Source organism: Pseudomonas sp. MF08817 (assembly GCF_059862705.1).
The window spans coordinates 1-25,110 of sequence record NZ_JCBCUY010000042.1 but is presented as its reverse complement, the minus strand read 5'-3'; the positions used below and the strand labels follow the sequence as shown (position 1 = coordinate 25,110).

Annotated in this window: 30 protein-coding genes and 2 pseudogenes; 15 read left to right on the top strand and 17 right to left on the bottom strand. The window is 60.3% G+C overall.

Annotated features, from left to right (window positions below):
• Positions 1 to 312: 312 nt before the first annotated feature.
• From AC19YR_RS21625 to AC19YR_RS21595, 7 genes are all read right to left on the bottom strand, one after another.
• A complete protein-coding gene (locus tag AC19YR_RS21625) occupies positions 313 to 870 on the bottom strand; it encodes a recombinase family protein (protein WP_004118524.1) in 558 nt (185 codons plus the stop codon).
• On the bottom strand, positions 864 to 1,235 hold the full coding sequence (locus tag AC19YR_RS21620) for a hypothetical protein (RefSeq protein ID WP_003100853.1): 372 nt from the start codon (positions 1,233 to 1,235) through the stop codon (positions 864 to 866). Before AC19YR_RS21620 ends, AC19YR_RS21625 begins: the two co-directional genes overlap by 7 nt.
• The gene (locus AC19YR_RS21615) at positions 1,232 to 1,732 is read right to left on the bottom strand and encodes a hypothetical protein (RefSeq protein ID WP_003100856.1); all 501 of its coding nucleotides are present in this window, start codon (positions 1,730 to 1,732) and stop codon (positions 1,232 to 1,234) included. The genes AC19YR_RS21620 and AC19YR_RS21615 overlap by 4 nt, the downstream gene beginning before the upstream one ends.
• The gene (locus AC19YR_RS21610) at positions 1,729 to 2,055 is read right to left on the bottom strand and encodes a hypothetical protein (RefSeq protein ID WP_003100858.1); all 327 of its coding nucleotides are present in this window, start codon (positions 2,053 to 2,055) and stop codon (positions 1,729 to 1,731) included. The genes AC19YR_RS21615 and AC19YR_RS21610 overlap by 4 nt, the downstream gene beginning before the upstream one ends.
• Positions 2,056 to 2,309: 254 nt before the next feature.
• A complete protein-coding gene (locus AC19YR_RS21605) occupies positions 2,310 to 2,666 on the bottom strand; it encodes a cupin domain-containing protein (protein ID WP_003465043.1) in 357 nt (118 codons plus the stop codon).
• Positions 2,667 to 2,902: 236 nt separating this feature from the next.
• Positions 2,903 to 3,289: a HepT-like ribonuclease domain-containing protein gene (locus AC19YR_RS21600; protein ID WP_003100872.1), complete on the bottom strand. Its 387-nt coding sequence runs from the start codon at positions 3,287 to 3,289 to the stop codon at positions 2,903 to 2,905.
• Complete coding sequence (locus tag AC19YR_RS21595) at positions 3,286 to 3,576, bottom strand: nucleotidyltransferase family protein (protein ID WP_001247892.1); 291 nt, start codon at positions 3,574 to 3,576, stop codon at positions 3,286 to 3,288. The genes AC19YR_RS21600 and AC19YR_RS21595 overlap by 4 nt, the downstream gene beginning before the upstream one ends.
• 348 nt (positions 3,577 to 3,924) lie before the next feature.
• Here AC19YR_RS21595 and AC19YR_RS21590 point away from each other — a divergent pair, with 348 nt between their 5' ends.
• Positions 3,925 to 4,401 carry a ProQ/FinO family protein gene (locus tag AC19YR_RS21590; RefSeq protein WP_054572007.1) on the top strand — a complete coding sequence of 159 codons (477 nt, stop codon included), beginning with the start codon at positions 3,925 to 3,927 and terminating at the stop codon, positions 4,399 to 4,401.
• A gap of 63 nt (positions 4,402 to 4,464) precedes the next feature.
• Here the strand turns inward: AC19YR_RS21590 and AC19YR_RS21585 are convergent.
• A pseudogene (locus AC19YR_RS21585) lies at positions 4,465 to 4,637 on the bottom strand (histidine ABC transporter substrate-binding protein); the annotation flags it as partial.
• Positions 4,638 to 5,251: 614 nt separating this feature from the next.
• Between AC19YR_RS21585 and AC19YR_RS21580 the strand changes: the two are divergent.
• Positions 5,252 to 6,805 (top strand): amidase, encoded by a 1,554-nt coding sequence (locus tag AC19YR_RS21580; protein ID WP_055986243.1) that lies wholly within the window; start codon positions 5,252 to 5,254, stop codon positions 6,803 to 6,805.
• 809 nt (positions 6,806 to 7,614) lie between these two features.
• Here the strand turns inward: AC19YR_RS21580 and AC19YR_RS21575 are convergent.
• Positions 7,615 to 7,791 (bottom strand): annotated as a pseudogene (locus AC19YR_RS21575) (transposase); the annotation flags it as partial.
• Positions 7,792 to 7,967: 176 nt separating this feature from the next.
• Here AC19YR_RS21575 and AC19YR_RS21570 point away from each other — a divergent pair.
• The 11 genes from AC19YR_RS21570 to AC19YR_RS21520 all read left to right on the top strand — a co-directional run bounded on the left by AC19YR_RS21570 (position 7,968) and on the right by AC19YR_RS21520 (position 16,192).
• Positions 7,968 to 8,381, top strand: coding sequence for a hypothetical protein (locus AC19YR_RS21570; protein ID WP_498336076.1), 414 nt, complete (start codon positions 7,968 to 7,970; stop codon positions 8,379 to 8,381).
• Entirely contained in the window at positions 8,381 to 9,454 is a 1,074-nt protein-coding gene (locus AC19YR_RS21565; protein ID WP_128665393.1) for an IS3 family transposase, read from the top strand. The genes AC19YR_RS21570 and AC19YR_RS21565 overlap by 1 nt, the downstream gene beginning before the upstream one ends.
• Before the next feature lie 541 nt (positions 9,455 to 9,995).
• Positions 9,996 to 10,679, top strand: coding sequence for a nitrile hydratase subunit beta (nthB, locus tag AC19YR_RS21560; protein ID WP_054572005.1), 684 nt, complete (start codon positions 9,996 to 9,998; stop codon positions 10,677 to 10,679).
• Positions 10,680 to 10,731: 52 nt separating this feature from the next.
• Complete coding sequence (gene nthA / locus AC19YR_RS21555) at positions 10,732 to 11,397, top strand: nitrile hydratase subunit alpha (protein ID WP_052199004.1); 666 nt, start codon at positions 10,732 to 10,734, stop codon at positions 11,395 to 11,397.
• 2 nt (positions 11,398 to 11,399) lie between these two features.
• Positions 11,400 to 11,750, top strand: coding sequence for a nitrile hydratase accessory protein (locus AC19YR_RS21550; RefSeq protein ID WP_052199003.1), 351 nt, complete (start codon positions 11,400 to 11,402; stop codon positions 11,748 to 11,750).
• A 70-nt stretch (positions 11,751 to 11,820) separates the two neighbouring features.
• Positions 11,821 to 12,015: a CbtB domain-containing protein gene (locus tag AC19YR_RS21545; protein ID WP_034139340.1), complete on the top strand. Its 195-nt coding sequence runs from the start codon at positions 11,821 to 11,823 to the stop codon at positions 12,013 to 12,015.
• 13 nt (positions 12,016 to 12,028) lie between these two features.
• Positions 12,029 to 12,745, top strand: coding sequence for a CbtA family protein (locus AC19YR_RS21540; RefSeq protein ID WP_054572004.1), 717 nt, complete (start codon positions 12,029 to 12,031; stop codon positions 12,743 to 12,745).
• Positions 12,745 to 13,275, top strand: a complete 531-nt coding sequence (locus AC19YR_RS21535) for a DUF1097 domain-containing protein (protein ID WP_034139338.1) — start codon at positions 12,745 to 12,747, stop codon at positions 13,273 to 13,275. Before AC19YR_RS21540 ends, AC19YR_RS21535 begins: the two co-directional genes overlap by 1 nt.
• Positions 13,276 to 13,284: 9 nt before the next feature.
• Positions 13,285 to 14,478, top strand: coding sequence for a transporter substrate-binding domain-containing protein (locus tag AC19YR_RS21530; RefSeq protein ID WP_073665354.1), 1,194 nt, complete (start codon positions 13,285 to 13,287; stop codon positions 14,476 to 14,478).
• Complete coding sequence (locus AC19YR_RS21525; RefSeq protein WP_052199002.1) at positions 14,475 to 15,089, top strand: ANTAR domain-containing response regulator; 615 nt, start codon at positions 14,475 to 14,477, stop codon at positions 15,087 to 15,089. The genes AC19YR_RS21530 and AC19YR_RS21525 overlap by 4 nt, the downstream gene beginning before the upstream one ends.
• A 119-nt stretch (positions 15,090 to 15,208) precedes the next feature.
• Positions 15,209 to 16,192, top strand: coding sequence for an acetamidase/formamidase family protein (locus tag AC19YR_RS21520; protein WP_034139337.1), 984 nt, complete (start codon positions 15,209 to 15,211; stop codon positions 16,190 to 16,192).
• 215 nt (positions 16,193 to 16,407) lie between these two features.
• Here the strand turns inward: AC19YR_RS21520 and AC19YR_RS21515 are convergent, their stop codons facing one another.
• The 7 genes from AC19YR_RS21515 to AC19YR_RS21485 form a co-directional block, all read right to left on the bottom strand.
• Positions 16,408 to 16,593, bottom strand: coding sequence for an IS3 family transposase (locus AC19YR_RS21515; RefSeq protein WP_079867808.1), 186 nt, complete (start codon positions 16,591 to 16,593; stop codon positions 16,408 to 16,410).
• Positions 16,569 to 17,273: an IS3 family transposase gene (locus AC19YR_RS21510; protein WP_123085909.1), complete on the bottom strand. Its 705-nt coding sequence runs from the start codon at positions 17,271 to 17,273 to the stop codon at positions 16,569 to 16,571. The genes AC19YR_RS21515 and AC19YR_RS21510 overlap by 25 nt, the downstream gene beginning before the upstream one ends.
• Positions 17,270 to 17,563 (bottom strand): IS3 family transposase, encoded by a 294-nt coding sequence (locus AC19YR_RS21505; protein WP_054572002.1) that lies wholly within the window; start codon positions 17,561 to 17,563, stop codon positions 17,270 to 17,272. The genes AC19YR_RS21510 and AC19YR_RS21505 overlap by 4 nt, the downstream gene beginning before the upstream one ends.
• A 626-nt stretch (positions 17,564 to 18,189) precedes the next feature.
• Positions 18,190 to 18,804, bottom strand: a complete 615-nt coding sequence (locus AC19YR_RS21500; protein ID WP_054572000.1) for a recombinase family protein — start codon at positions 18,802 to 18,804, stop codon at positions 18,190 to 18,192.
• A gap of 61 nt (positions 18,805 to 18,865) precedes the next feature.
• On the bottom strand, positions 18,866 to 20,083 hold the full coding sequence (locus AC19YR_RS21495; protein WP_003465063.1) for a TniQ family protein: 1,218 nt from the start codon (positions 20,081 to 20,083) through the stop codon (positions 18,866 to 18,868).
• Positions 20,080 to 20,988 (bottom strand): TniB family NTP-binding protein, encoded by a 909-nt coding sequence (locus AC19YR_RS21490; RefSeq protein ID WP_003465065.1) that lies wholly within the window; start codon positions 20,986 to 20,988, stop codon positions 20,080 to 20,082. The genes AC19YR_RS21495 and AC19YR_RS21490 overlap by 4 nt, the downstream gene beginning before the upstream one ends.
• Positions 20,989 to 20,990: 2 nt before the next feature.
• Positions 20,991 to 22,403, bottom strand: coding sequence for a TnsB C-terminal domain-containing protein (locus AC19YR_RS21485; RefSeq protein WP_016851621.1), 1,413 nt, complete (start codon positions 22,401 to 22,403; stop codon positions 20,991 to 20,993).
• Positions 22,404 to 22,519: 116 nt separating this feature from the next.
• Between AC19YR_RS21485 and istA the strand changes: the two genes are divergently transcribed.
• Positions 22,520 to 24,019 (top strand): IS21-like element ISPst3 family transposase, encoded by a 1,500-nt coding sequence (gene istA / locus AC19YR_RS21480; protein ID WP_152889715.1) that lies wholly within the window; start codon positions 22,520 to 22,522, stop codon positions 24,017 to 24,019.
• Positions 24,012 to 24,815, top strand: a complete 804-nt coding sequence (istB, locus tag AC19YR_RS21475) for an IS21-like element ISPst3 family helper ATPase IstB (protein ID WP_003459721.1) — start codon at positions 24,012 to 24,014, stop codon at positions 24,813 to 24,815. Before istA ends, istB begins: the two co-directional genes overlap by 8 nt.
• 195 nt (positions 24,816 to 25,010) lie before the next feature.
• Here istB and AC19YR_RS21470 read toward each other — a convergent pair.
• Positions 25,011 to 25,110, bottom strand: a 100-nt coding sequence (locus AC19YR_RS21470) for an IS3 family transposase (RefSeq protein WP_169836660.1), incomplete at its 5' end; no start/stop codon positions are given.

The following is a 25,110-nucleotide window of genomic DNA, read 5'->3' as shown; positions in this document are numbered from 1 at the left end:
ATGCAAAGCTACAAGCGTAGACGCCGGGGGGAGGCGTGCCCGGGTTGATTTTGACCAAAAAATAATCCTATCTATATCAAAGCTTTACGTTCCCTATGTCCTAATTTTCCTTTATCTCGGCATGGCCCCTGAACCGTCCCCGATCATGACACTTGAGGGATTTCACAGAATGAGGCTTTGCCTGTTGACACTTTGCAGATAGTCACGCGGCGCGGTGTTCTTGGATGGCCACCCATCACGCCGCCGACACTCCCCTGGCGTAAAACCTTGGGCATATCAGGGGTCGTCTCAGAAAACGGAAAATAAAGCACGCTAAGCGTGCGTGGAGGCTGGCACCCAGCGGTACAGCGTCGGAATGGACACGCCGAGGTTCTTGGCCACGTCCTTGGGCGGCACCCCGCTGGCCAGCAGCTTCTTGGCCGACTCGATCTTGCTGTCGGTCATCTTCGGCTTGCGGCCGCCTTTGCGGCCGAGCTGCTTGGCGACTTCCAGCCCGGCGCGGGTGCGCTCGACGGTCAGCTCGCGCTCCATTTCGGCAAGGCTCGCCATGACGTGGAAGAAGAACCGCCCGGATGGTGTGCCGGTGTCGATGGAGTCGGTGAGGCTCCTGAACTGGACACCGTGCTTGTGCAGCTCGCCGACCAGATCGACCAGTTGCTTGACCGACCGGCCCAGCCGGTCGAGCTTCCAGACGACCAAAGTATCGCCTTCGCGCAGCATTTCGAGCGTCTTGGCCAAGCCAGGCCGGTCTGCCCGCGTGCCACTCACCTTGTCCTCGAAGACCTTTTTACATCCGGCCTTGCTCAAGGCTTCGCGTTGCAGCTCCAGGTTCTGATCCTGCGTCGAGACGCGCGCATAGCCAATCAACATGGCTTGTCTCGCGCCCGGTCGATGCGTTCCTGCATCGCCTGCATCACTTCTTCGTGGGTGTACGATCTGGCGTTGGCGTCGGTGGCTTGCCGCAGGGCTTCCTCAACCTCGCGCGTCATCCGCTCGTAATCCTCCGGCCACAGCGCTTGCTCCATGCGCAGCGACGCCTGACCCAGCAGGTGCAGCAGGCTGAACAGCCGCATGTCGTTGGTGGCGACGATGCGCTCCCGAATCTGCTCCTGAATAGCTTCGCTAGCCCGATGCGCTTGTGGTGTGGCAGTCCCCTCGTAGTCAGCGGGGAATTCCGCTTCCTCGGCAATCCTTGCCCAGGCGCTGGCCAGCGCCTCGATGGTTGACGTGCTCATTTCCGCCGCTCCTGTGCTCTTTGGCGAATCAACCGGCCAAGGGGCCTCGACGCGAAAACCAGCAGCATCACGCCTATCGGATACCAGGTCGAGAAGACCACCAAGGCATCGAAGGCTGGCCGTCCGGTGTTGGTAGGCAGTACGGCGGTCACAGCCATCAACCCGCCGACCGTCCAGATGATGCGCCACACGTAGGGCATCACGCGGGGCACGTAGCCGTCATCGAAAGCGGTCTGGTAGTAGCGGCGCAGGCCGCGCTCGGCAAGCGCCTGGCGCTGCCGCTCCGACAGCGCATCCGTCCGGCCATACCAGCGCCGGAATGGTGGACAGCGCAGCAGCAAAGGGGTGAAGAGGATCATCACCGCCACGATCGCGACACCCCACGCCATGACGGCGCCGGCATCGGGCCGCTTGGCGTTCTCGATCACGGGCGCGAAGACGCCCGGAGCACCGATCATCCAGAACAGCGCAATGTGCTGATGGAAGGAGAGCTTCATTTGCTCATCCACTTGCGCAGCAGGCGCTTTTTCAGGGAGGCGCGTTCTTGCGGGTTGCGTCCCTTGTGATTGGCGATGCGATCCGCCGTGGCGGCCTGGCGCTTGACGGGCCAGTAGGAGCGGCCATCCTTGCCCATCGACCAGACGCTGCTGGCCTGGTTTTCCAGCAGGGGCAGATGGGCGCTCAGGGCTTCGGGCGACGCGCTGGTCAGCGCCGTGCGCTCACGGGTGCGCCAGCGCTGATGCCAGAGCTTCTTGTCCTCGCGCTCGCTGCCGCAGGTCGTGTGCCCGACGATGGGTGTTTTGCGGCGGCTGCGGCTCATAACGTAGTGGTCTCCAAGAACATTCAGGACTGATCCCAGGCGTCGATGGTCAAGACCTGATCGGCAGGACAGGCGGCTACGCGGTCGGGAACTGGATGGTGTTCAGTCTCATGCCGACCCCATTCGATTGATCGCGTCGCTTGCGGCACGCTGCGACGCAAGGAGGTTTGCGACCTGGTTTAGCAGCCGTGTCCGCTGCATGTCTGTTACCTATCTCCCCGACCGCTCATTGGACCAACTCCAGAGATTGGGCTCTATCGCTCAGCCAATACGAAACCGGCATTGGCTGATGCCACAACCGAGACGAACACAAATGGCTCGGTACCTGTATTTCGCGCCCCGTGCACTTGGCCCGGTCTTGCCACGGCTATCTCACCTTCCCTGAGGGCACGAACAATCCCATTGCCCTGAAAGTAATCAGCCATTCCCGACAAAACAGTCCACGTGTCTTGGCCGTGAGGATGAATGTGAGCCGCAATTTCCTGCCCGGGATGGACATGCCAAACCACGATAATTGAGTCTCGGGTTTCAAGCACAACGGAACGAATAGGCTCGCCTTCGGACGGCTGAACATACTCGGCTACAGAAAATATTCTCGATTCAACAGTCATCGGAGATCCCTCTTTCACAGTGCCCCCAGACAGGCTGGATATGAGTTCTAACTCGAATTTGAACGGGAGGCTGGTCGTGCGGTCGTGCAGTTGCCGATGAGCGTGTCGGCTGCTGCCTCCTTGCCCACCAGCGAACTCACGTCCGTTGCGGCCATCCAGAAGGTCTTGCCCGAGCGCGGCTCATAGGTCGCGGGATCGAACACGCCAGAGGGGCCGAACATCGGCGGCTTGATTGGTCATGGCTCCATGCCTTTGTCGTTACGGTCTTCATCGTCGGCATCCTGACGCACGGCGGGCAATTGCTGGAGCAACGCCGGCAGCCATTCCTGTACCGTCTCCCACACCACATCGAGGTTGATGTCGAAATAGCCGTGAGCCATGCGATTACGCATATTGCGCATGCTGCGCCACGGCACGTCGGCATGCGCCTGGGTGAACTCGACGTAGCCATCCATCACCTTTGTGGCCGCCTCGCCGATGACGATCAGGCTCATGATGACGGCCTGCTGGGTGCGCTTGTCGGCCAAGAAGTCGTCCTTGGCCATCCCTTCCACGAAGCTGCGCGCATCGGTTGCGGCCTGCTGAATGTGGTCGAGGTAATCGGGCAGGCGGTTCTCGCTCATATCGGTTGCGCCTCCGCGAGCACCTTGGCCCGGAACTTCGGCGGCAGGTCGCCGGGAGTCAGCAGATCGACGTCAACGCCGAGCAGCGATTTCAGTTCTTCTTCCAAATCGCCCAAGTCCAACAACGTGGCACCGGGCAGCGCATCGACCAACAGGTCGAGGTCGCTGCCATCCCGGTCGGTGCCATGCAGCACCGAGCCGAAGACGCGCGGGTTCGCGGCGCGAAAGCGGCCTACCGCTTCACGCACTGCGCTTCGCTTCATGTCAAGCACAACAGACGGTCGCATGGGCATCCTTTCTTATCGAAACTCGTTGAGATGATATGCAATCAAGAATAGAATTTCAAGAACTATTTTCGAGAATCGCAATGCCTTGATTCCCGTGCCGCGCCTGTCATTTTCAGAAGACGACTGCACCATTTATCAGGAGTCGCCTGCACTTCAGAAGAGACTCTACAGTAGGCAGAAACAGAGCAGAGGAAGTCAGGTCCGGTAGGTAACGACGGGCCGTTGCCGGCCATGAGCTGCCATCTGGTATCGACGAAGCCAGTGACGATATTCCAGTCACAGCTGCTAAAGCGCGCCGCATCGAATATCCTAGCTCCACGCAACCACCTCGAAGCAGTGTATTGAACGATGGGTTTTGAACAACTAGCGGAGCTACGTGACCGTCTGCGGGCTGAAAAAGAGCCAGCAAAGGCCGTCATCCAGACAGACCTCAAGTGCAAATCCTCCCCCCAGGCCAAGCCTCTCAGCCAGGATCCTGCGTTAGAAGCGATCTGGCCATTGCAGAAGCATTTTCCATTGGCTTTCCCAGTCAATCCGTCCCCCAAGGTTCCGCTCAAGGAAGGCATTCTCAAAGATGCTGAGCAACACTTGGAACTACTCGGACTAACCCGCGAACAGCTCAAGTTAGGAATTTCTACTTGGTGCCGAGGAACTCGGTACTGGGCAAGCCTGGTAGAGAATGCGCCACGCTTGGACTTGGGCGGTCAAGCAGTTGGCACTGTGACCGCCACTCAGGCGAAGCAGCAAGCTTCGCGGCAACGCGTCCAAGACCGAAAAAATCGGGCGAAGTTGAAAACGCATGTCCCGGCACCAGTCGAAAGCTGACAGGGTTTGCGGGCCCCTTACGCGAAATGCGACGCCCAGCGTCGCATCTGCAATGTGATTCGATTACAACGAAGCCTGGATTCTTTGTGCGGCCGCATCGCTCACCCATCCGTGCCAGATTTCCAGATGCTCCCTGAAGAATATCTTCGCCAGCTTCGCGAGTCGATGTGCTCCTTGGTCATCAGCGCCAGGTTCTGGTTGAGTAGATCGATAGGAAGATTGACCTTCTCCAGCACTAACGGGCAGTTCACCCTCGCGCGCAGTCTAGGATCTCGTGAAGCGCAGCCCACGGGTATTCTTTTTTTCCATGGCTAGCCTCGCATGTACCGGCATGCAGAAACGGTCTCTCACAATCTTCCAGCGCTTGGCTCTCCAGGCAGCCAGTGCATACCACTCGCCCGGCAACGATCATCCATAGATCGTTCCATTTCTCAATTCTTCGCTCGATTTCCATATCCTGACTCCTTTCATGTGGGTCCATGGATCGAACGATACATCGGGGGCCCCCTCCAGGACAATGTCAACGACCTGTGAGGCAACTCGGCATCCAGGCCTCGGGCGTGCACTCATTCCGGTCACATCACGCATCGACCTGATCAGTCGGAGTCGCTCATTTCATACGCAACATGGCTCATCGATGGCGTACGTCAAGGCCCCACGCCCGTATTCATCGCCGTAGCTCACATCGAAGTCGACATCAGGTCGAGCCGCCACGACTGAGCGAACGCAAACTCTGCAACGCGACAGGCCCCGCTGGCACCAGACTTGCTTGCCTCATCCGATCGATCGCCGATCGCTCGGGCTCGTCCATCGGCAATTCCCCAGCGCTCCCTACCAGATAAGGACCACCATGCGACACTTCATTCCGTACACGATTCCTGCCCCGCTTTTAAGCAGTGCTGCCGCCATTGACGTGGAAGAACTGTCGATATCGGACGTCGGTGAAGCATTCACGCAGCGAACCTTCCTCCCGAGCGAACTCGCGGCAGCATGCCTGATGCGCATCAATCACTTGGAGCCGTATCTCAATGCCTTCATTTGGCTGAATCCCGACGTTCTCGATGACGCACGACGCGCGGATGCTGAGATCGTCGAGGGGAAGCAGCGAGGTCCACTGCACGGTGTCCCGCTCGTACTGAAGGACAACATGGACATCGCTGGCGTTAGAACTACGGCCGGCTACGCAGGGTTCGCCTCTGAGGACCGAGTCGTTGACTCTCAGCTGGGAGCGTTCAACGGTCTTGATCTGATGCCCGGGCATGACGCTGAGTTGGTGAGCCGGCTGAAGGCGGCAGGCGCCATCATTTTGGGCAAAAGCAACCTACCGGACTTCGGGCTTGATGGCCTGCGTGCCGATTCGAGTCATGCGGGAGATACCCTCAACCCTTACGACCGCCGTTACGCTCCGGGCGCATCGAGTTCCGGCAGTGCGGCTGCGGTCGCAACCGGCATGGGCATGGTCGGCATCGGGACCGATACAGCCGGGTCGATACTCTTCCCCGCTTCTGCGCAAAGCCTAGTGGGCCTGAAGCCGTCTTTCAATCTGGTGCCGACGGCAGGCATCTTTCCCGGTCTTGCCAATCACGACGTCGCGGGGCCTATTGCTCGTACTGTGACCGACGCGGCAATCACGCTGGATGTGATAGCGAATGAATCGACGGACGTGTCCGCGTTGAGGTATGCCGACTCGCTTCGTCGCGGGTCGTTTAAGGGCAAGCGCATAGGCCTGTTCGAAGCCGGGATATGGGCTGGCGCCTTGCACCCTGAAGTTCAGTCGCACTACTCGAAAATGATTCGAATCATCGAGGACCTTGGCGCGGAGACGGTCCCGGTGGTCTTTGGTGATACCGATTGGAAGTCTCGCTGGTCGTCGCGCAAGAGCTTCGTAGACACGAACTGTTATCTCGCTGGGGTAGACGCCTACCTCGCTGCCCTGGGTGGAGACAACCCGAACTCACGCCTCGCTTTCAGGGCTCGAACCGGATTCGACATTGGCCTCGGGACCACTGCGCCTTTGCACGGGTTGCTGGCCAACACCGGAATCAACGTGGCAATTTCCGGTGCAGAGATGGATCGGGTGATCGAGATAGCCAAGAGCCTTCTCCGGCACTATCAAACAATCTTGAAGGACAAGCGTATCGACGCCCTTTTCATGCCTCGCTCGATAAATCCTCTGCCAGACCTCGACGGTGACACACCGAAATACTTGGGCGACCAGTCGGTCGCTACAGAAGTCAACGAACTGGGGCTTCCTGCAATCACAGTTCCCGCCGGATACCTCGACGACGGCCGACCAATCGCCGTCGACATCGTTGGGACAAGCTTAGGAAGCGATCGCGAGATTCTCTCCTTGGCCTTCGATTTCGAGCAGCACACACGATTGCGGAGGCGGCCAGCGATCTGAGTCGGACTGCCACTTCGCACGACAACAAAGACGAAATTTGCCAGGCGTTCTGAGTGCTGAGAAGCGTGCGCAAAGGAAAGTCGGCACGCCAACGCCTTGCGCCGATCCCCTGCAATGCCACGCGCCCATTTTGCGAAATCCACTTGAGTGTGCGTCGTGGGCCCGAGGGCACTTGGAACGGACACCGGGGATCCCAGCAGAGCGCGTTAAGCACCACCCCACAACCGGATCAGATACCTACCGGCTGATCATTGGCAACGTATCAGAAGCAGATACGAGGTTTTGCACATCGAGCGGGACCGCGTACCTGCCATCCCAATTTGGCTGGACCCTTTGCCACTGGGAAGCGCAAGTATTTCTATTTATGGCGGACGGAGCCCATTGCAGTTCAAAGCCGACCAAGGACGGCGCCCTACTTCGTATTGACCTCACGTTTCCGCATGAATGCTCGTATTGTCAAATCAGGTGGACGGTCTGAGATTCAGAAGGTCGAGCAGCGTCTACTTCTCTCCAGAAAAGTGGCAAGATCGAGCGCCGGAAGGGAGACAGACGCATCCGATGCACGGACCCACATCTGAACTGTTTTCAGAATCAACTTGACTTGGGCGGTTCTTTAGCAGCCCGTTGAAATACCTGGAGACCGAGCCGTGCCCAGGGCGCAGACGACGAATCTCATGAGCAGGCGCCGTTGCCGACTTCGAGGTCGACCCGGGACGGTTGCCCCGTCTGGAAGTGCCGTTCGGTCGTCGATGTGGTCTCAACGAGGCTGCCTGCGCACCGGATCGTCGACGCCGCTTGCCCTGCCATGCCTGCAACCCGCTCAGGTTACGCAACCGGGTGAGGTTGTATGCGGTCATCGTCAGCGCGAAGGCGTGGTCGACCTTGGTCAGCCCACGCAACATCACCTGCCGCATCGGCCCGACAGTCTTGGCCCAGCCGAAGCACTGCTCGATGCATTTGCGCTTGCGTTGGCTGATGTCGTAGCCGACGTCCCCCCGTGTCAGCATAGATGTCGCCTCCACTTTTCAGCGGATGATCCGCACCGGAGCGACCAAAATCAATGCAAAGAACACAATACACAGCCGAATTCAAAGAGCAGGCGCTGAGCAAAGCCAGACAACGCGGCACGCGCACTCTCAACGAGGTAGCAGCTGAGCTGAATATGTCTGTAGGCACCTTGAAGAATTGGCTCAAGATGCGCAGCAATAGCGCGCCTCAAAGCGTGATGCCCAGCAGCCTTCCCCAAAGTCTGCCGGCGCGCCAGTGGAGCGCCGGCCAGCGCTTTCTGGCCCTACAGGAGAGTCATGGCCTCAGTGGAGAAGCCCTGCATGCCTGGTGCCGCGAGAAAGGGCTGTTTGAGCACCAGCTGACCGCCTGGCGCGAAGCCTTTTGCTCCAGCCCTGAGCCCGAGACTGCCCAGGAGAAGCAGCAATCCAAGGCCGAGCTCAAAGTTCTGCAACGTCAGCACGAACTGCTGCAGCGCGAACTGCTCCGTAAGGAACGCGCCCTGGCCGAGGTCGCAGCGCTGCTGGTGCTGCAAAAAAAGTTCCAGGCGCTGTTGGGGGGCGAGGACTGATGACCACGCCCCAACAGCGCCAGACCCTGCTCAGACTGATAAAAGAAGCTTGTACGACCGGTGCCAGGCTGCAGCGTGCCTGCGCCCAGATAGGCCTGTCAGAGCGCACCGTACAGCGCTGGCAGCGTCCTGAGGCGCACGGCGGTGACCGCCGTGCGCCAGGCCTGCACGCGCGTGCCGATCCGGCTAATAAACTCAGCGAGATCGAGCACCAAGCCGCCATGGCGGTGCTCAATGACCAAGAGTTCAAGAACCTGCCGCCTAGCCAGATCGTGCCCCGCCTGGCCGACCAGAGCCGCTACATCGCCAGCGAATCCACGCTGTATCGGCTGCTGCGCCGTGCGGGCCAAATGGCTCACAGAAGGCTTGAGCGTGCGCCACAAAAGCGCTACAAGCCGCGTGCCTTGACGGCGACCGAGCCCGATCAAATCTACTGCTGGGACATTAGCTATTTGCCAAGCCAAGTGCGCGGCAATTACTTCTATCTTTACTTGTTTGTCGATCTGTTCAGCCGCAAGATCGTGGGCTGGCAGGTGTTCGACTGCGAGAGCGCCGAGCTGGCCAGCCAGCTCTTGCAGGACATCTGCGCCAAGCAAGGCATACCACCCGGGCGACTCGTGGTGCACTCGGACAATGGCTCCCCGATGAAGGGCGAAACCATGCTCGCCACCATGCAGCGCCTGGGCGTTGCGCCCAGCCGCAGCCGCCCGTCGGTGAGCAACGACAACCCCTACTCAGAGTCACTGTTTCGCACCTTGAAGTATCGGCCCGAGTTGCCCGTCAAACCGTTTGAAAATTTGCTGCAAGCGCGCCGCTGGGCCATCGAGTTGGTGCACTGGTACAACGACGAACACCGCCATAGCGCCATCCGCTTCGTGACGCCCAGCCAGCGCCATGCCGGGCAAGACAAGGTGCTGCTAAAAAACCGTGCCTCAGTCTACGAATTGGCCCGTCAGGCAAATCCACTGCGTTGGTCTAAACAGGCCCGCGATTGGCGCTATATCGAGCATGTGCACCTCAATCCCGAAACACCAAAAACCAAGGACCTTGCGCCCCTCAAAAAAGCTGCCTAAATCACCCCTTCAACGCGACAACTAGCTTGACAACCACCGGGGGGCAGCCGCTTTGATACGCTCGAAAACATCCCCCATTTTGAGGGAAATAATGCTGCACTGATATTCGGGGCATCGGGTGAAAGCTGTGTTTGTCATCGTCGGCTGGTTGCCTCACACCAACAGGAAAATTCTAACTTTGCTCTAAAAGTCTAGGATGGCAGCATCCAAACTAGAGGTATTTTTCAGTATCAAAAATTTCACAGCTGCCCAGCGTTTGTGCACTGGTTCCAACGTAGTGCAGCTCTGAAAGGTGGCCGAGCCCTCCCCATCCGTTACCAAATCCTGCTAACTATCTGTTTTTAATAGCTTTCAACTTCCCCCTTCTCTTTCTGTAAAATTTGGCACGAGTCCTGCTTTACCCAACTGCGGTCATCACGTGCGTCATCGACGCCGGCCGAAAATACATACCTGTCAGCTATTCGCTGACAGATCGGCAAATAAGCCCTTCAAGCCTTCACGGCTCGGAGGGTTTTTTTTGGTTTTTTTAAGGAGCACGCGCATGAAGCTTCAGCAGTTTTTGGGAGGAATCGAAGGATTGGGCCCGGTCGCGGTGGAGAAGCGGGTATTCGTACAGCCGTGGGAGGCCCGTCTATTTGGGGTGCACGCGACGATGATGGGCACCAGCATTTGGGCGTGGCCAGACCTGCGGGTTAAAGCCGAGGGCATGAACCCGCTCGACTATTTCAAGTACCGCTATTACATCAAGTGGCAAGGCGCGATGGCCGAATTCCTCGTGGAACGTGGGTATATCGAGGCTGCTGAACTCGACGCACTGACCCAGCGTTTTCTCGACAACCCGGACACGCCACTGCCCGAAAAAGGCAATCCGCAGATCACCGAACGCGTGATCGATTACCTCTGGACCGGCGACAACCCGTATCGAAACATCGCCACCCAGCCCAAATTCAAAGTCGGCGACACCGTCTGCGTCAAAGATGTACCACTTGGCATCCATACCCGGCTACCCGGCTACCTACGCAACAAAGTGGGCGTTGTGGAAGTGGTGTACGACGGCGCCTACCTGTACTGGGACAAAGGGCCGACCGATGGGCTCGGCACACCCCAACCGGTTTACAACGTGCGCTTCAAGACCACCGACATCTGGCCAGAGATCCCTGACCACGGCGACGTTTTGTACAACGACTTTTTTGAAGTTTACCTGGACAGCGTTCAGCAGCAATGACGCGCCAAGCGCACGCGGCCTCGCCCCTTTTACGAACCAAGGAATTGCACCGATGAGCACACACGATCACGACCACGACCATCAACATGCGTCCGGCGAGCACCATCACCACGATGAAGAACGCGGCCCGGAAAGCTATTACGCGGCCCGCACCAAAGCACTGGAATCGCTGTTTCGTGAAAAAGGCCTGATCGGCACCGACACCGTTGATCGCGTCATCCACTTCTTCGACCACGAAATGGGGCCGTTCAACGGCGCCCGGGTCGTAGCCAAAGCCTGGACAGATGAGGCTTTCAGAGCGCGTCTGCTGGCCGACGCAAACCAAGCCATTAAAGAGCTGGGCTTGCGTGAAGGCATCGAAGGCGAAAACCTCAAGGTCGTCGAAAACACCCCAAGCACCCACAACGTCGTCTGTTGCACGCTGTGCTCATGCTGGCCGTGGCCGCTGTTGGGCCTGCCACCCTACTGGTTCAAGGATCCGGTGTTCCGCGCACGCGTGGTGCGAGAGCCCCGCGCGGTGCTGAAGGATTTCGGTGTCGAACTGGACAGCTCCAAGAAAGTCGCGATCTGGGACAGCAGCGCCCAAGTGCGCTTCTTCGTGATTCCTCAGCGCCCTGAGGGCACCGACCACTTCTCCGAGGAGCAGTTGGCCGCATTAGTGTCCACCGAAGCGATGCAGGGATTGGGTCTGGTTAGCACGGCGCAGCAAGGAGCCTGATCATGAGCACGCTGAAAAACCGAGTGGATCAACTGTGCGGCGACCGCAGCGCCCTGCCGAAAAACCAGGAACGTTTGGTGTTTGATGAGCCGTGGCAAGGGCGAGCGTTCGGCCTAGCCCTGGCGCTCGCCGAACAAGGCGCTTACCAGTGGGATGAGTTCCGCGCTTCGCTGATCTCGAACATCGGGGCCTGGGACAAGACTCACACTCCCGACGACCCTGACTGGCATTACTACCAGCACTGGCTGGCCTCGCTGGAAAAACTGGCGATGGACAAAGCACTCGTCACTCCCGAATCCCTCAACGCTCGTACGCAAGAGTTCCTTGAGCGTCGTCGGGACGAAGTCATCTGAAGCCGTCTGAAGTTATGTGAAGCCGTTGGCTTCAACACCCTCATCACAGCGCGAACACGAGGTACACATCATGTCTACTCTTCAATCCGTTTCAAGCATCACTACCACCGTATCGTCCGCTCGAAGCGCCCGGCGCGTGCTCAACGCCTGCTGCGTGATGTCCCTGGGCGCGGTGCTGCTGTACTTCGCCGGTTTTTCCAGCCTGCCGGCTTTGCACAACGCCGCGCACGATACCCGTCATACCGCTGCATTTCCTTGCCACTGAGAGGGCCTGAGCCATGATCAAGCGCATGCTGCAAACGGCGGGTTTCGCCGGGATGGGGGCCGCTCTAGTGTTGACGCTCATCCAAGCAATCTGGGTGTCCCCGCTAATCCTTCAGGCCGAAACCTATGAGCAGGCGGCCAGTGCCGGCCATTCCGATCCCCATGAGGCAGGCGAACATCATCACGAAGATGCCGGTTGGGCCCCAGAGGACGGCTGGCAGCGGGTGACGTCCACCGCCGCTGCCAACTTGGTGGTCGGCGTGGCGTTCGGGCTGGTGCTTGCGGGGGCGATCAGCCTACGGCCGCCGCGCAAGCTCTCAACGGGGGTGCTGTGGGGGCTGGCCGGGTACGCGGTGTTTGTACTGGCGCCCTCGGCGGGTCTGCCACCGGAACTGCCCGGCACGCAAGCGGCTGATCTGCACGCCAGGCAACTCTGGTGGGTGGGTACAGCGATTGCTACGGCCATTGGACTGGTGCTCATCGCCTTCGCGCCAAAGGCCTGGTTGAAGGTGGCTGGCGTCGTGCTGTTGGCGGTGCCTCACCTGATCGGCTCGCCGCAGTTAGCGTCGCCGGAGATGCTGGCGCCCGCCGCGCTGCATCACGAGTTCGTGATCGCGACGTTGATGGCGGACGCCTCGTTCTGGGTCACGCTGGGGCTGCTCTGCACCGTATTTTCCCGTCGTGCCGCAACTTCCGGGCTGTTCAAATCCCCACAGCAGGAGTACGCGTAATGTCTGAATTGACCAGCCTTGCGATCAGTGTTGCCCTGCTGGGCGGCGTGTGTACCTGGTTCACGCTCTCAGTGGGGGTGCTGCTCATTTGGGCGGCCTTCGCCGCCTGGGCCTGTTTTTTCCACTCAGGTGGAGACGTGCGCGCCCTGCGCACCACGATCGTCTCCAATTGTTTTGGCGTGTTCACCGCATGGCTGACGGCGGTAGTGATCGTCTCGGTGCCGGGGGCGACGGTGTTGGGCGAGACGATCTGGGCCAGCGTCGTGGTCTGCATCAGCATCGCCTGCTACATCTCGGCGGCCAGGGTTGGCCTGTTCTCCTCGATCCCGGCGGTGACCTACGGCTATGCGTGCACGTTTGCATTTCTGCTGCAAACGCCCGGAAAGTTCAGCACTGAAAACCTCACCAGCCTGAGCTTCTCCAACGCATTGATCATCGTGCCCGCGTCAATGGTCGTGGGCGCGGTATTTGCCTTTGCGTCGGCCCGCTTCGCTGCACGCCTGCAACGTCGCGCTGCATTAGCTTCGTAGGAACTGATGATGGCAAACCTTTCTCACAAGACGTGCGTGCGGATCGGCCTGATGTGCTCCACCACTGGCTCGTACCAGAGCATCGGCCAGGCGATGCTCTGTGGGGCGCTGCTGGCCATTGAGCGCGTGGCGCGCGACCCGCGCTTCACCTTCTGTTTTGAGCCTGAAGTAGTCAATCCGGGCGGGGACTTGACCCAGTACTACGCGCAAACCCAGGCACTGCTGGACAGCGGAATTCGGCACGTCGTGGGGTGTTACACCTCGTCGAGTCGCAAGGAAGTTTTACCGCTGTTCGAGCGGCGCGACGGCTTGCTCTGGTATCCCTCGCACTATGAAGGGTTCGAGTGCAGCGACAACGTGATATACGTAGGTGCCTCGCCCAACCAGCACATCGTGCCGCTAATCAGCTACCTGATGAACACCGTGGGCAAGCGCGCCTATTGCGTGGGCTCCAACTACGTGTGGCCTTGGGAAAGCAATCGGGTGATGCGCGAAATACTGGAAGCCAACGACGGCGATGTCGTCTGCGAGCGTTATCTCCCGATTGGCTCCACCGATGTCGAGCAGATCATCGATGAGGTCCAACGCCTCAAGCCGGATTTCGTGTTCAGCTCGTTGATCGGGGAATCCGGCCAAGCCTTCGTGGCCGCCTATGGGCAGGCCGTAAATACACAGCGGATTTCTGCGTCCACTCCGCTGGCCAGTTGCACGTTGTCGGAGGAGGAACTGAAAGCCGTGGATGCCAGCGTGCGCGCCGGGCATATCTGTTCATCGGTGTACTTCCAGAGCATCGGCACCCAGGCCAACGCGGAGTTCGTTCGTGACATTAAGCAGCGGTACGGCGTGCAACAGGTGACGTCCGCCGATGCTGAAGCCTCGTTCATCGCGGTGCTGTTGTTGGCCGAAGCCATTCACCTGGCAGACACCGACGACGTGCAGCAGGTCAGAAGCGCCGCCGTTCAAAGCCGGTTGAACGCCCCTCAAGGGCCAGTGTGGATCGACCCGGAAAACCACCACTGCTACCTGACGCCGCGCTTGGGCATCTCCAACGCCAACGGGGATTTCGAGATCCTGGCGAGCGCGAAGGAGCCGCGCAAACCAGACCCGTACCTCACATGGTTGGACATGGGCAAAGTCGGCGATGGCGCCGTGATGGAAGACCATGGCGATCGCCTTAAACCGGAGTTGAGGATCGTCAGATGAAAAGGCCTCAGCTTCCCAACCTGCGTGACCATCGCGTGCTGATCCTGCACAAGAAGGACCATGACTATCAGGTCTTGAGCGGGCAACTGGTGAGGCTGGGATTGAAAATCATCGAGCCGGTCGAGGGCCAAGCCTTGCCTTGGTCGGAGGTGGACGTGTGTTTTTTCGATGCCAATCAGGCCCACAAAAATACCTTCCCTTGGCCGGATGGGGAACCGCGAGTGCCGTTGATTGCCATGTTCAGTGCCGAAACCCCTGAGAGGATTCACTGGTCATTGACGCAAAGGGTGTGCGCGTTTCTGGTCAAACCGGTGCGCTCAAGCGGGACATTCCTGGCCCTGCAACAGGCGATTTTTGAATTCGGATCGCGGTCCCGGGCCGACGCTGAAATTACCCAATTGCAAGAGCGTGTGAAGGCCCGGCGGGTAGTGCTCAAAGCCGTAGTCAAGCTGATGGAGTTGGCCAACATCGACGATGACCAAGCCTATGAACAGCTGAGGGAATCGAGCATGACCAATCAGATGTGCATGGAGGAAATGTGTCTGCGGTTTTTGCAAAGCGGCTGTGAGAAAAGCGCGCTGAACATGCTGCGTCACCAGCGAAGGCCCTGACTCGGCCAGACACAAACGCTCGCGGCCCAAGCCGCAGTTTATCGATATCACCCCCCTCAATGGCGCACCGCTGGTGGTCCGCCAAAGGGAGCTTTTTGCCAAAAAAATGGAGTCAACGTATGAACTGGCTGGAAAAATCGATCATGTTTACCCGGGGCGTGGCCCAGGGCAAAGAAGGTGAAACCCACGAGCTGACCACAGATCGTCAGGGAAAATTTCACTACACCATGGGCCCCTACTCGGACCCGGTTCTGCACATTCGCCCAGGGGACAGGGTTATCGTCGAAACCGCCGATGCCTTCGAAGGCAAAGTCAAACATGAGCACGATCGCCCCAGCGAACTGCTGCGCATGCCGTTTCTCAACCCTCAGAGCGGCCCCATCATGATTGCAGGCGCCGAGAAGGGAGACGTGGTGGCCGTCCGCATCGAGTCGATCCTGCCACGGGGTGAAAACCCTCGGGGTACGTGCTGCATGATCCCCCGTTTCGGCGCCCTGACCGGCACCGACCTGACCGCGATGCTGACCGACCCATTGCCCGAGATCACCCGCAAAATCCATGTCGACGAGCAGCATGTCCATTGGAGTGATCGCGTGACCCTGCCCTATCAGCCGCACATCGGCACGCTAAGCCTTTCGCCTGAAATCGACTCGATCAACTCCCTTACGCCCGACAACCACGGCGGCAATATGGACTTGCCTGACATGGGCCCAGGGAGCATCACGTACTTGCCGGTGCGCTCGCCAGGTGGGCGTTTGTTCATCGGCGATGCGCATGCGTGTCAGGGCGATGGTGAGGTGTGCGGCACGGCCGTGGAGTTCGAGAGCACGACGACCATCCATGTCGAGCTGATCAAGAACTGGAACATCGACTGGCCGCGCCTTGAAACCGAATCCATGCTGATGGCCATCGGCAGTGCACGCCCCTTGGAAGACGCGACGCGCATTGCGTACTGCGAATTAATTCTTTGGCTGGAAAAGGAGTACGGCTTCGATCGCTGGGACGCCTACATGATGCTGAGCCAGTGCGGCAAGGTGAGACTGGGCAATTTCGTCGACCCAAAATATTCAGTCGGTGCAGCAATCGACAAGCGATACCTCTGAGCAGCAAGGCCACCCACCCTGTTGTTGACGAGCCAAAGTCCTCCAAAAAACATTCAGTGCACAGTCACGTTTGATCGCCAGCCATGCTCCCGCAAACGGGGCGAGGCTGGCACCCAGCATGAGACGACTCTAGACGAGAAGGGCGAGCCATTGAGCAAATGGGGTAGGGACTTATAACAGATGGTTGGTCTGTCCCGGAACTGGTGGACAGGTAGTTAAGAGCTACTGCTCGCGTTTCGCCGCTCAAACTCCATCGGACTGAGATAGCCCAACGTCGAGTGGCGACGGCGGTGATTGTAAAAGCGGATGTAGTCGAACAGGTCGGTTTTCGCCTCTTGGTAGCTGGCGTAATGCGTCAGGTACACCCGCTCGGTCTTCAGCGAACGGAAGAAGCTCTCCATCGCAGAGTGTCCCAGCAGTTCCCCGGACGTGAATGGCTGGGCACAACCCGATGGCGCCGCAGCAAGGCCTGGTAGTCGTAGGCGCAGTATTGGCTGCCACGATCCGAGTGCAGCAGTACCTCTGCCTGTGGTTGGCGGCGTGCCACAGCCATCTCCAGCGCAGCATGCACTAGGGCTTGCTGCATGCGATGGTGCATCGCCCAACCGACGACGGCGCGTGAATAGAGATCGAGCACCACGGCCAGATACAGCCAGCCTTGGGCCGTCCGCACGTAGGTCATGTCCGAGACCCAGTGCCGGTTGGCGCGATCCGAGGAGAACTGGCGATCCAGGTGATTCGGCGCAATCGGCAGAGCGTGACGACTGCTGGAAACCAGCCGCCAGCGCTTGCGCGAGCGAACGCGCAAACCAGCTTCGCGCATCAGTCGGGCAACCCGGTGCCGACCACACGCATGCCCCATGGCCGCCAGTTCGGCCTTGATTCGGCGATGGCCATAGATCCCATTCACCTCATGGTGGATGGAGCGGATCTCCTTGCTCAGGCGTCGGTACGCCATCTCTCTCGCCGAAGGAGGCCGCTGCTGCCAGGCATAGAAACCGCTGCGCGATACTCGCAGCAGCCGGCACATTGGCGCTACGGGGTAGCGACCGGCCAACGCCTCGATGGCGCGGAACCTCACTTCGTGGGCTGCGAGAAGATGGCGAGCGCCTTTTTTAAAACATCGCGCTCCATGGTGACCTGGGCCAGTTGCTGGCGTAGCCGACGCAGTTCCGCGTTCTCGCCACGCTGCTTGCCATTGCCTGGAAAGGCATCGTCACCTTGCTGTTCGTACTGGCGCTTCCATTTGCCCAGCAGGCTTTCAGCAATGCCCAGCGTCTCGGCTACATGCCGAAGCGGCGTGCCGGCAAGCACCTGGCCTACCGCCTCGCGTTTGAAGGATTCAGGAAAACGTCGTCTGGTCTGGGTCATGAACACTCCTTGCGGCGGACATTATCCACCTTAAGTCAGTGTCCACTCAACCCGGGACAGACCAGTTGGAATTTGTTTTGACTCAATGATAGTAATGCTCTGAGGCTCTTGCTTACACCAGATCACAAAGACGGTGGTCAGAAAGCAAGCTAGGCAGCAGAGTGCAAATCCAATCGAAAGGCCAGAGTTGTTGAATGGGAGCTCGCACTCCGACGACATCTGCCGAAGCGTTGAGCAAAAAGGCCTACTGAAGAGGTCGACCTTCAAGTCCTGAACCAACAGGATGATGCTGAGAGGAAGGTAGGAGCCCAAGAAGATTGCTGCGGCGAATACTAGCCTGAGTTCCATTGTGCGTCCCTGCTAGAGCGGGGCGAACTCATTCGTCCCGTGGTGCGAAAATTATGGAACTCAGGATAGCGGCGATCACTAGCTGCTGCTAGTGGCCTTCTGCCCCAGCAAGCTAGAGAGCCTAGGTTGTTGCCGCTGATGCGATTTTGACCCAGGCTGCTAATTTAGCTTGGCCCACATGCGGCATTCGAACTCACCCCAATGAATAGCCCTAGTTTTCCCAAACACGTCGAAGGTCTGCTTCTGGCCGTAGTGAGCCATTCGCCTCCAGGTCAAGATCAGCCCAGTGAAAGCAACTTCAGGCCATCTGGACGCAACTCGCCCTTTGGCGAGACGTGCCGGTACAACGTCTGTCGAGTGACGCCGAGTTCCTCACACAGATCGCCAACCACGGTTTCCGGCTGCCCCATCGCCGCCATGGCCAATCGCAGTTTCGCTGCGGTCATCTTGAACGGCCGCCCGCCGTTCCTGCCGCGTGCTCGTGCCGATGCCAATCCTGCCATCGTGCGCTCGGAAATCAACTCCCGCTCGAACTCGGCCAGCGCAGCAAAAATACCGAACACAAGCTTGCCTGCGGCAGTCGTCGTGTCGACCGCAGCACCGTGACCGGTCAGGACTTTCAATCCCACGCTACGCGCAGTCAGGTCGTGCACGGTGTTGATCAGATGGCGTAGATCACGGCCGAGCCGATCGAGCTTCCACACGAGCAGCGTGTCGCCTTCACGGAGCGCCTTCAGGCAAGCAGCCAACCCCGGTCGATCATCGCGTCGGCCTGAAGCCAGATCCTCGTAGAGATGTGAAGGACTCACCCCGGCGCCGATCAGTGCATCGCGCTGCAGATCGGTGGATTGGGAACCGTCCGCTTTCGACACCCGCATATAGCCGATCAACATCTCTTCACCTGTCACATATACGTTCGATTATGTGACAGTGTGAGCCAGAAAGTTCTCGCCGTCAAAAACTGTCACTTAACCCGTCATTTAGTCTAAGACCTGCAAACGGCCATTCAGGCTCGTAATGTGACAAAAACTCCGGCGGGATGCCCTCCTTGGTGAACGTGGCGCGCAAACGTTCCAGGGATTCGGGGTCGCGTCGCCCGTAGGACGCCAGTGTGAACAGCAAGCGGGCCGTCTCCGGGTTGTGTCGCGCTTCAATGATGGCCTCATCGATGGCCTGGGCTGCTCGTTGCCAGTGGTTGATGGGTTCCGGCTTCGGCACCTTCGCCGGCAGGCCGTTGGTGAAACCAGTGTGCGGCTCCGTCTGAAACAGCGCGGCCTGTTCCCCGCGCGGGATCAGCGCCTTTGACTCGATCAGCGTGATGGCGGTGGCCGCCGCCTCCAGCATCTGCCACTGCACCGCCGGGGCCAGAATCTCGTAGGGACGCCACAGACTCTGCCCGGCGCGCAGCGGATGGCCGCAGCGCTCCCAGACATGGCGGATGCTCGCCGAGCAACTGCCGCAGTGCGAGAGCGGCGTGTTCAGCTCATCAAGCAGGGTGCGCAGCAGCCGGAACCACAAGCCGGCGTGGACACGCCGACGCGGCAGCTCCACAAAACCCGTCGTCAGCGCCTGCCAGGTGCGCCGGTCCATGCAGGCGATTGCGTCATCGGCAGGGCGCGGCGCAGCATCGGCGATTTCCCACTGAAGATACCGGCCGGGCATGCCCCAGTAGGACTCCAGCCAGCAGCCATGCTGCGGGCAGCTCAGCATCAAGGGGAGCTGCCAGACGAGTAGCACAGCTTGATTCGTTGGATCGTTCAGACACTGCGGACACGCCCGGCGAATCGTCTGGCTCGGTAGCCAGGCACGCCAGCGAGTGATGGACCGCACCTTGCGGGTGCGCTTGGGCAGGAGCACCGCGCATTGGAATGTATAGGTTTCCAAGGCTGCTGGTACCGAATCGTCGAGACTGTCGAGCAGCCACGGCACCCAGCCTGCAAGACTCATGCTGCGCAACCGCTCCAGCTCGACGCCACTGCGCTGGCAGAGCGCCGTCAGCAACGACAAGGATGGTGCGGTATCCAGGTCATCAAGTTGGCTGTGACCAAGATCGTGGGCCAGCAGCTCGTGCACGTCCATCTGGTAGCAGGCGGCGACCCGGTTGAGCCATGAGGACAGGGCTTCGCCTTCCTTGGGTGCCGGATGCAGCGGCCAGCGCGGCGCGGACTTCACATCAGTTCCCGCTCGAACTGTCGCCGCCGCTCACTGGGGCCGATGTAGTCGGCCATGCTGAGCGTGCGGTGGTTGATCGCTTCCTCGCCACTCTCCACGGCGGCGACGGCCGCCGCCACCAGCAGATGTGCAAGCTCGCCGATGGTGCCTTCGCTCCGGGTGAGCAGGTAGCGGGCCATGTCCAGCGTGGCAATCGGGGATGGCCGCCGTAGCGGGAGTGACGCCGCGAAGCTGGCCAGCAGCGAGCAGCAGTCCTCATTGGCCTCCCACGGCGGCAGCAGCATCGGCTCGAAGCGGTTTTCCAACTGATCGTCCGAACGGATGGCCAGGTACGCCTCGCGCGTGCCGACCCCGACCAGGGGGATACGCAGCTCGTTGCCGAGGAAGCGCAGCAGGTTGAGGAACTCGCGCCGGTTAACGCTGTTGCCAGCCAGTACATTGTGCAGTTCGTCGATCACCAGCATGCGCACGCCGACCTTGCGCAGCAGGGCCAGCGCCAGTTGCTCCATTTCCGGCAGCCGTGGGCGCGGGCGCAGCGGCGCGCCCATCGCAGCCAGCAGCGCGACATAGAAGCGGATCACCGATGGCTCTGACGGCATCTGCACGACCAGCACCGGGATATGTTCTTGGTCAGCGTCGGTGCCGACCGGGTGCGCCCGCCGGAATTTCTCGACGATCATCGACTTGCCGTTGTTGGTGGGGCCGACCAGCAGCAGGTTTGGCATGCGTTGCTTGTTCGGCCACGCATACAGAGTTTCCAGCCGGTTCAGCGCCTCGACCGCGCGCGGGTAGCCGATCCAGCGGTCGGCGCGAATGCGCTGGATGCGCTCGTCTGCCGGCAGCCTGGCCAAACCCTGTGCCGCTGGCAGCAGGTGGGACAGGTCAATGACGGGATATTCGTCCACGGCTACCACTCCTCGATCTGATCGAACGGTTTGGCCGGCGGCAGGTTGTCTGCCTGCGGGTCAGCCATGTCCACATCCGGCGGTATGGGCTTGGCCGGTGGCTCCGACGTCTTGAGGTGCTGGCGGCGATCAGCGTCGCGCCGCGCCTTGCGCGTGGCCTTCTGGGCGGTGGTCACGATCTCGCGCATCTGCCCGATCATGCGGAACAGCGCCGACTCGTCCACCTGCTCGCGCCCGAGCTGACGCAATTTGGCCAGCGCCTGGCGTTGTTCCCAGAGGGTGACGGCCGGATGGGACAAGGTGCGGTAGTGGATCTCCAGATAGTGCTGACCTTCCGGTTCCAGTACCCAGATGCGGCTGATGTCGCGCGGATCGCGCCGGATCAGGAAGGCGGGCAAGCGCTCGCGCCGGGCAATCCACGGCTTGAGGGCGTCGGCGTAGTAGTGGATGTGGTCGATGACAAAGCCGGTGCGGGTCAGGGTGCGGCGGATCACCGGCAGGAAATCGACCAAAAACGCGGTGGGGCGGGTAACGACGGCCGGGACGCCAACGCGCTCCACGGCCTCGGCCCAGCGCGCGGCCGGCGGCTGGAGCAGGCCGTTGTGCACGGAGCCGTGATAGGTGCCTACCGCCAACGCGAGCCAGCGCTCCAGCTCGCGCAGCGTCAGGGTGGCCATCTTCTCGGAATCGTACTCGCCGCGCTGGCCGGGATTGGAGAAGGTCGTCCCCGGTAATTCGTCGTGGATCATCTGCATCGCCGTGCCGATGATCCGTTCCACGATGCCGCCGTAGTGCGGCTGGCCTGGTGGGCGATAGTCCAGCCGGATGCCATGCTGTTCGCAGCCACGGCGCAGCGCTTCGCTTTTGAACTCGGCCGCGTTGTCCAGATAGAGCAGCCTGGGCTTGCCGCTCATCGGCCAGTCCATTTCCACATTCAGCCCTTCCAGCCAGGGCCGCTTGTCGCAGGCGGCATGCGCGAGGCATAGGCCGACCGAGACGGCGGACGGCGCTTCCAGCGTGACCACCATGCCGAGTACGCAGCGCGTGAACACGTCGATGGCGAGGGTCAAATATGGGCGGCCAATCGGTTGCCGGTCGCGCTCGTCGACCACGATCAGGTCGATGACGGTGTGGTCGATCTGCACCTGTTCCAGCGGCATGGTGACTTCGGGCGGAATGCCACCCGCGCCTTGCAAGGGACGGGCAGCGTCCTGCCCGCCCCGGCTGCGGGCTATTTTCGCCGGGTGTAGTCCGGCAATCCGCTGGGCCACGGTGTTGCGCGCCGGCACCGGCAGCTTCTGGGTTTTGCACGCCTGCGCGACTTCGCGGTGGAACGCCGCCAGGCTGCGTTTCTGCTTGGTCAGGAAGCGCTTTTGCAGCAGCTCGCGGATGATGCGCTCGACCGGTTCCGGCAAGTGTTGCCGCTGACCGAAAACTGACCCAGTAGAGGCTGTTCTGCCGACTGAAAACTGACCCAGGTGTTCAACTGCTTCTGCTCAATTTTTGAGCAGGAGAACACAGGGTGATCAGTATGGAAATGATGGGCAAAATTCGCCGGATGTATTTCCGCGACAAGCTGTCGCTGCATGAGATAGCCAAGCGCACCGGGTTGGCGCGCAACACGATTCGCAAGTGGGTCAGAGCACCTGAGGCCAAGCCGCCGGTCTACCAACGCCGCGCGATCTTCAACAAACTCAGCCCTTTTCACGCCACGCTGGAGCAGGCGCTAAAAGCCGATTCGCTGCGGCCCAAGCAACAGCGGCGCAGTGCCAAGGCGCTGTTGGCGCAAATCAAAGCCGAAGGTTATGACGGTGGCTACAGCCAGCTCACCGCGTTTATCCGTGCCTGGCGAGGGGGACAGGGCAAGGCGTCGCAGGCCTTTGTGCCGCTGACCTTTGCTCTTGGCGAGGCGTTTCAGTTTGACTGGAGCGAGGAAGGCTTGCTGGTCGGCGGCATTTACCGGCGTATGCAGGTGGCACATCTGAAGCTGTGTGCCAGCCGTGCGTTCTGGCTTGTGGCGTATCCGAGCCAGGGCCATGAGATGTTATTTGACGCCCATACACGCTCGTTCGGCTCCTTGGGCGGCGTGCCGCGCCGGGGCATCTACGACAACATGAAGACCGCCGTCGACAAGGTCAATAAGGGCAAAGGCCGGGCGGTGAATGCGCGCTTTGCGGTGATGTGCGCGCATTACCTGTTCGATCCGGACTTCTGCAACGTCGCCGCTGGTTGGGAAAAGGGCATCGTTGAAAAGAACGTGCAAGACAGCCGCAGGCGTATCTGGCTAGACGCCCAGGACTGCCAGTTTCACTCCTTCGAGGAACTCAATGCCTGGCTGGGCCAGCGCTGCCGCGCGCTTTGGAACGAGCTGACGCACCCTCAATACAGCGGGCTGAGTGTGGCCGAAGTGCTGGAGTTGGAGCGCGCTGAACTGATGCCTGTGCCAGCGCCATTCGACGGTTACGTCGAGCGGCCTGCGCGGGTCTCCAGCACCTGCCTGGTCAGCGTCGGGCGCAACCGCTACTCGGTGCCGTGTGAGTATGCGGGTAAGTGGGTCAGCAGCCGTTTGTATCCGACGCGAATCGAGGTGGTGGCTGACGACGCGCTGATCGCCAGCCATGTCCGCTTGCTGGATCGCGACCAGGTCAGCTATGACTGGCAGCACTACCTCCCGCTGATCGAACGCAAGCCCGGTGCGCTGCGCAACGGCGCGCCCTTTGCTGATCTGCCGGCGCCGCTGCGTCAGCTTAAGCACGGTCTGGGGCGTCATGCCGGCGGTGACCGGATCATGGCGCAAGTTCTGGCTGCCGTACCGGTCGCCGGGCTCGATGCGGTGCTGGTGGCTGTTGAGCTGGTACTGGAAAGCGGCAGCCTGAGCGCCGAACACATCCTCAATGTCGTGGCGCGCCTGGCCGCGACCGAACCACCACCCAGCGTCGAAACCCACTTGTCGCTCAAGGAAGCCCCCGTCGCTAACACGGCGCGCTACGACCGCCTGCGTGGCCAGGCCGAGGAGGTCGGTCATGCGTGATTTGATGGCGGAACTCAAGGAGCTGCGCCTGCACGGCATGGCCACGGCCTGGGCGGAGTTAACTGCACAGGGTGAGTCGAACACAGCCTCGTCCAAGTGGCTGCTCGAACACCTGCTGGAACAAGAGCACACAGATCGCGCCATGCGCTCGGTGAGCCACCAGATGAACATGGCCAAGCTGCCGATGCACCGCGATCTGGCCGGCTTCGACTTCAGCGCCTCCAGCGCCGACGCTCGCTTGATCAGCGAGCTGGCCAACCTGAGCTTTACCGACACCGCGCAGAACGTGGTGCTGATCGGTGGCCCAGGCACCGGCAAAACCCACCTAGCCACCGCGCTGGCCGTGTCCGGCATCACCCGGCACGGTAAGCGCGTGCGCTTCTACTCCACGGTCGATCTGGTCAATCTGCTGGAGCGCGAAAAACACGACGGCAAAGCCGGGCGGATCGCCCAGGCACTGCTGCGCATGGATCTGGTCATCCTCGACGAACTGGGTTATCTGCCCTTCAGCCAGGCCGGCGGTGCGTTGCTGTTTCACCTGCTATCCAAGCTGTACGAACACACCAGCGTGGTGATCACCACCAACCTGAGCTTCGCCGAATGGTCGAGCGTGTTCGGCGACGCCAAGATGACCACCGCCCTGCTGGATCGGCTGACCCACCACTGCCACATCGTCGAAACCGGTAACGAGTCCTATCGCCTGCAACACAGTAGCTTGGCGGCCCAGGCCAAGATCAAATCACGGGAGCGAAAGCGTAAGGGCGGCCAGGAACCGGAGGACGATGAGCCGTTCTGATTTCATGGCGACGACGGCCTGCTACATGGCTGCGTGTGGCAGGTCTTAAACAACTGAACTGGGCTAGCGAAGGAGTGGGGGCAACAGCAGCTGCGCTGGTAGACTTATCCACAGTTGCTGGTAACAAAATCAGCAATCCGCCCTGGGTCAAATTTCAATCGGCAGGGTGGGGATGCGGACAAAAACTTGGACTGGTTATGCCGCTAAGCCCAGGCTTTCACGATACTCAATGGGACTGAGCGCGCCGAGGGAAATCTTTATACGTTTTTCGTTGTACCAGCGAATGTATGAATCC

What these genes read in the sequence shown, in the direction of transcription:
- AC19YR_RS21570 (WP_498336076.1), top strand. Translation starts at nt 7,968, where the DNA reads ATGTCTGTAGGCACCTTGAAGAATTGGCTCAAGATGCGCAGCAATAGC.
- AC19YR_RS21580 (WP_055986243.1), top strand. Translation starts at nt 5,252, where the DNA reads ATGCGACACTTCATTCCGTACACGATTCCTGCCCCGCTTTTAAGCAGT.
- nthB (WP_054572005.1), top strand. Translation starts at nt 9,996, where the DNA reads ATGAAGCTTCAGCAGTTTTTGGGAGGAATCGAAGGATTGGGCCCGGTC.
- AC19YR_RS21505 (WP_054572002.1), bottom strand. Translation starts at nt 17,563, where the DNA reads ATGACCCAGACCAGACGACGTTTTCCTGAATCCTTCAAACGCGAGGCG.
- AC19YR_RS21500 (WP_054572000.1), bottom strand. Translation starts at nt 18,804, where the DNA reads ATGTTGATCGGCTATATGCGGGTGTCGAAAGCGGACGGTTCCCAATCC.
- AC19YR_RS21620 (WP_003100853.1), bottom strand. Translation starts at nt 1,235, where the DNA reads ATGAGCACGTCAACCATCGAGGCGCTGGCCAGCGCCTGGGCAAGGATT.
- istA (WP_152889715.1), top strand. Translation starts at nt 22,520, where the DNA reads ATGGAAATGATGGGCAAAATTCGCCGGATGTATTTCCGCGACAAGCTG.
- nthA (WP_052199004.1), top strand. Translation starts at nt 10,732, where the DNA reads ATGAGCACACACGATCACGACCACGACCATCAACATGCGTCCGGCGAG.
- AC19YR_RS21520 (WP_034139337.1), top strand. Translation starts at nt 15,209, where the DNA reads ATGAACTGGCTGGAAAAATCGATCATGTTTACCCGGGGCGTGGCCCAG.
- AC19YR_RS21540 (WP_054572004.1), top strand. Translation starts at nt 12,029, where the DNA reads ATGATCAAGCGCATGCTGCAAACGGCGGGTTTCGCCGGGATGGGGGCC.
- AC19YR_RS21565 (WP_128665393.1), top strand. Translation starts at nt 8,381, where the DNA reads ATGACCACGCCCCAACAGCGCCAGACCCTGCTCAGACTGATAAAAGAA.
- AC19YR_RS21610 (WP_003100858.1), bottom strand. Translation starts at nt 2,055, where the DNA reads ATGAGCCGCAGCCGCCGCAAAACACCCATCGTCGGGCACACGACCTGC.
- istB (WP_003459721.1), top strand. Translation starts at nt 24,012, where the DNA reads ATGCGTGATTTGATGGCGGAACTCAAGGAGCTGCGCCTGCACGGCATG.
- AC19YR_RS21595 (WP_001247892.1), bottom strand. Translation starts at nt 3,576, where the DNA reads ATGCGACCGTCTGTTGTGCTTGACATGAAGCGAAGCGCAGTGCGTGAA.
- AC19YR_RS21545 (WP_034139340.1), top strand. Translation starts at nt 11,821, where the DNA reads ATGTCTACTCTTCAATCCGTTTCAAGCATCACTACCACCGTATCGTCC.
- AC19YR_RS21525 (WP_052199002.1), top strand. Translation starts at nt 14,475, where the DNA reads ATGAAAAGGCCTCAGCTTCCCAACCTGCGTGACCATCGCGTGCTGATC.
- AC19YR_RS21550 (WP_052199003.1), top strand. Translation starts at nt 11,400, where the DNA reads ATGAGCACGCTGAAAAACCGAGTGGATCAACTGTGCGGCGACCGCAGC.
- AC19YR_RS21615 (WP_003100856.1), bottom strand. Translation starts at nt 1,732, where the DNA reads ATGAAGCTCTCCTTCCATCAGCACATTGCGCTGTTCTGGATGATCGGT.
- AC19YR_RS21605 (WP_003465043.1), bottom strand. Translation starts at nt 2,666, where the DNA reads ATGACTGTTGAATCGAGAATATTTTCTGTAGCCGAGTATGTTCAGCCG.
- AC19YR_RS21600 (WP_003100872.1), bottom strand. Translation starts at nt 3,289, where the DNA reads ATGAGCGAGAACCGCCTGCCCGATTACCTCGACCACATTCAGCAGGCC.
- AC19YR_RS21535 (WP_034139338.1), top strand. Translation starts at nt 12,745, where the DNA reads ATGTCTGAATTGACCAGCCTTGCGATCAGTGTTGCCCTGCTGGGCGGC.
- AC19YR_RS21515 (WP_079867808.1), bottom strand. Translation starts at nt 16,593, where the DNA reads ATGGAGAGCTTCTTCCGTTCGCTGAAGACCGAGCGGGTGTACCTGACG.
- AC19YR_RS21625 (WP_004118524.1), bottom strand. Translation starts at nt 870, where the DNA reads ATGTTGATTGGCTATGCGCGCGTCTCGACGCAGGATCAGAACCTGGAG.
- AC19YR_RS21590 (WP_054572007.1), top strand. Translation starts at nt 3,925, where the DNA reads ATGGGTTTTGAACAACTAGCGGAGCTACGTGACCGTCTGCGGGCTGAA.
- AC19YR_RS21530 (WP_073665354.1), top strand. Translation starts at nt 13,285, where the DNA reads ATGGCAAACCTTTCTCACAAGACGTGCGTGCGGATCGGCCTGATGTGC.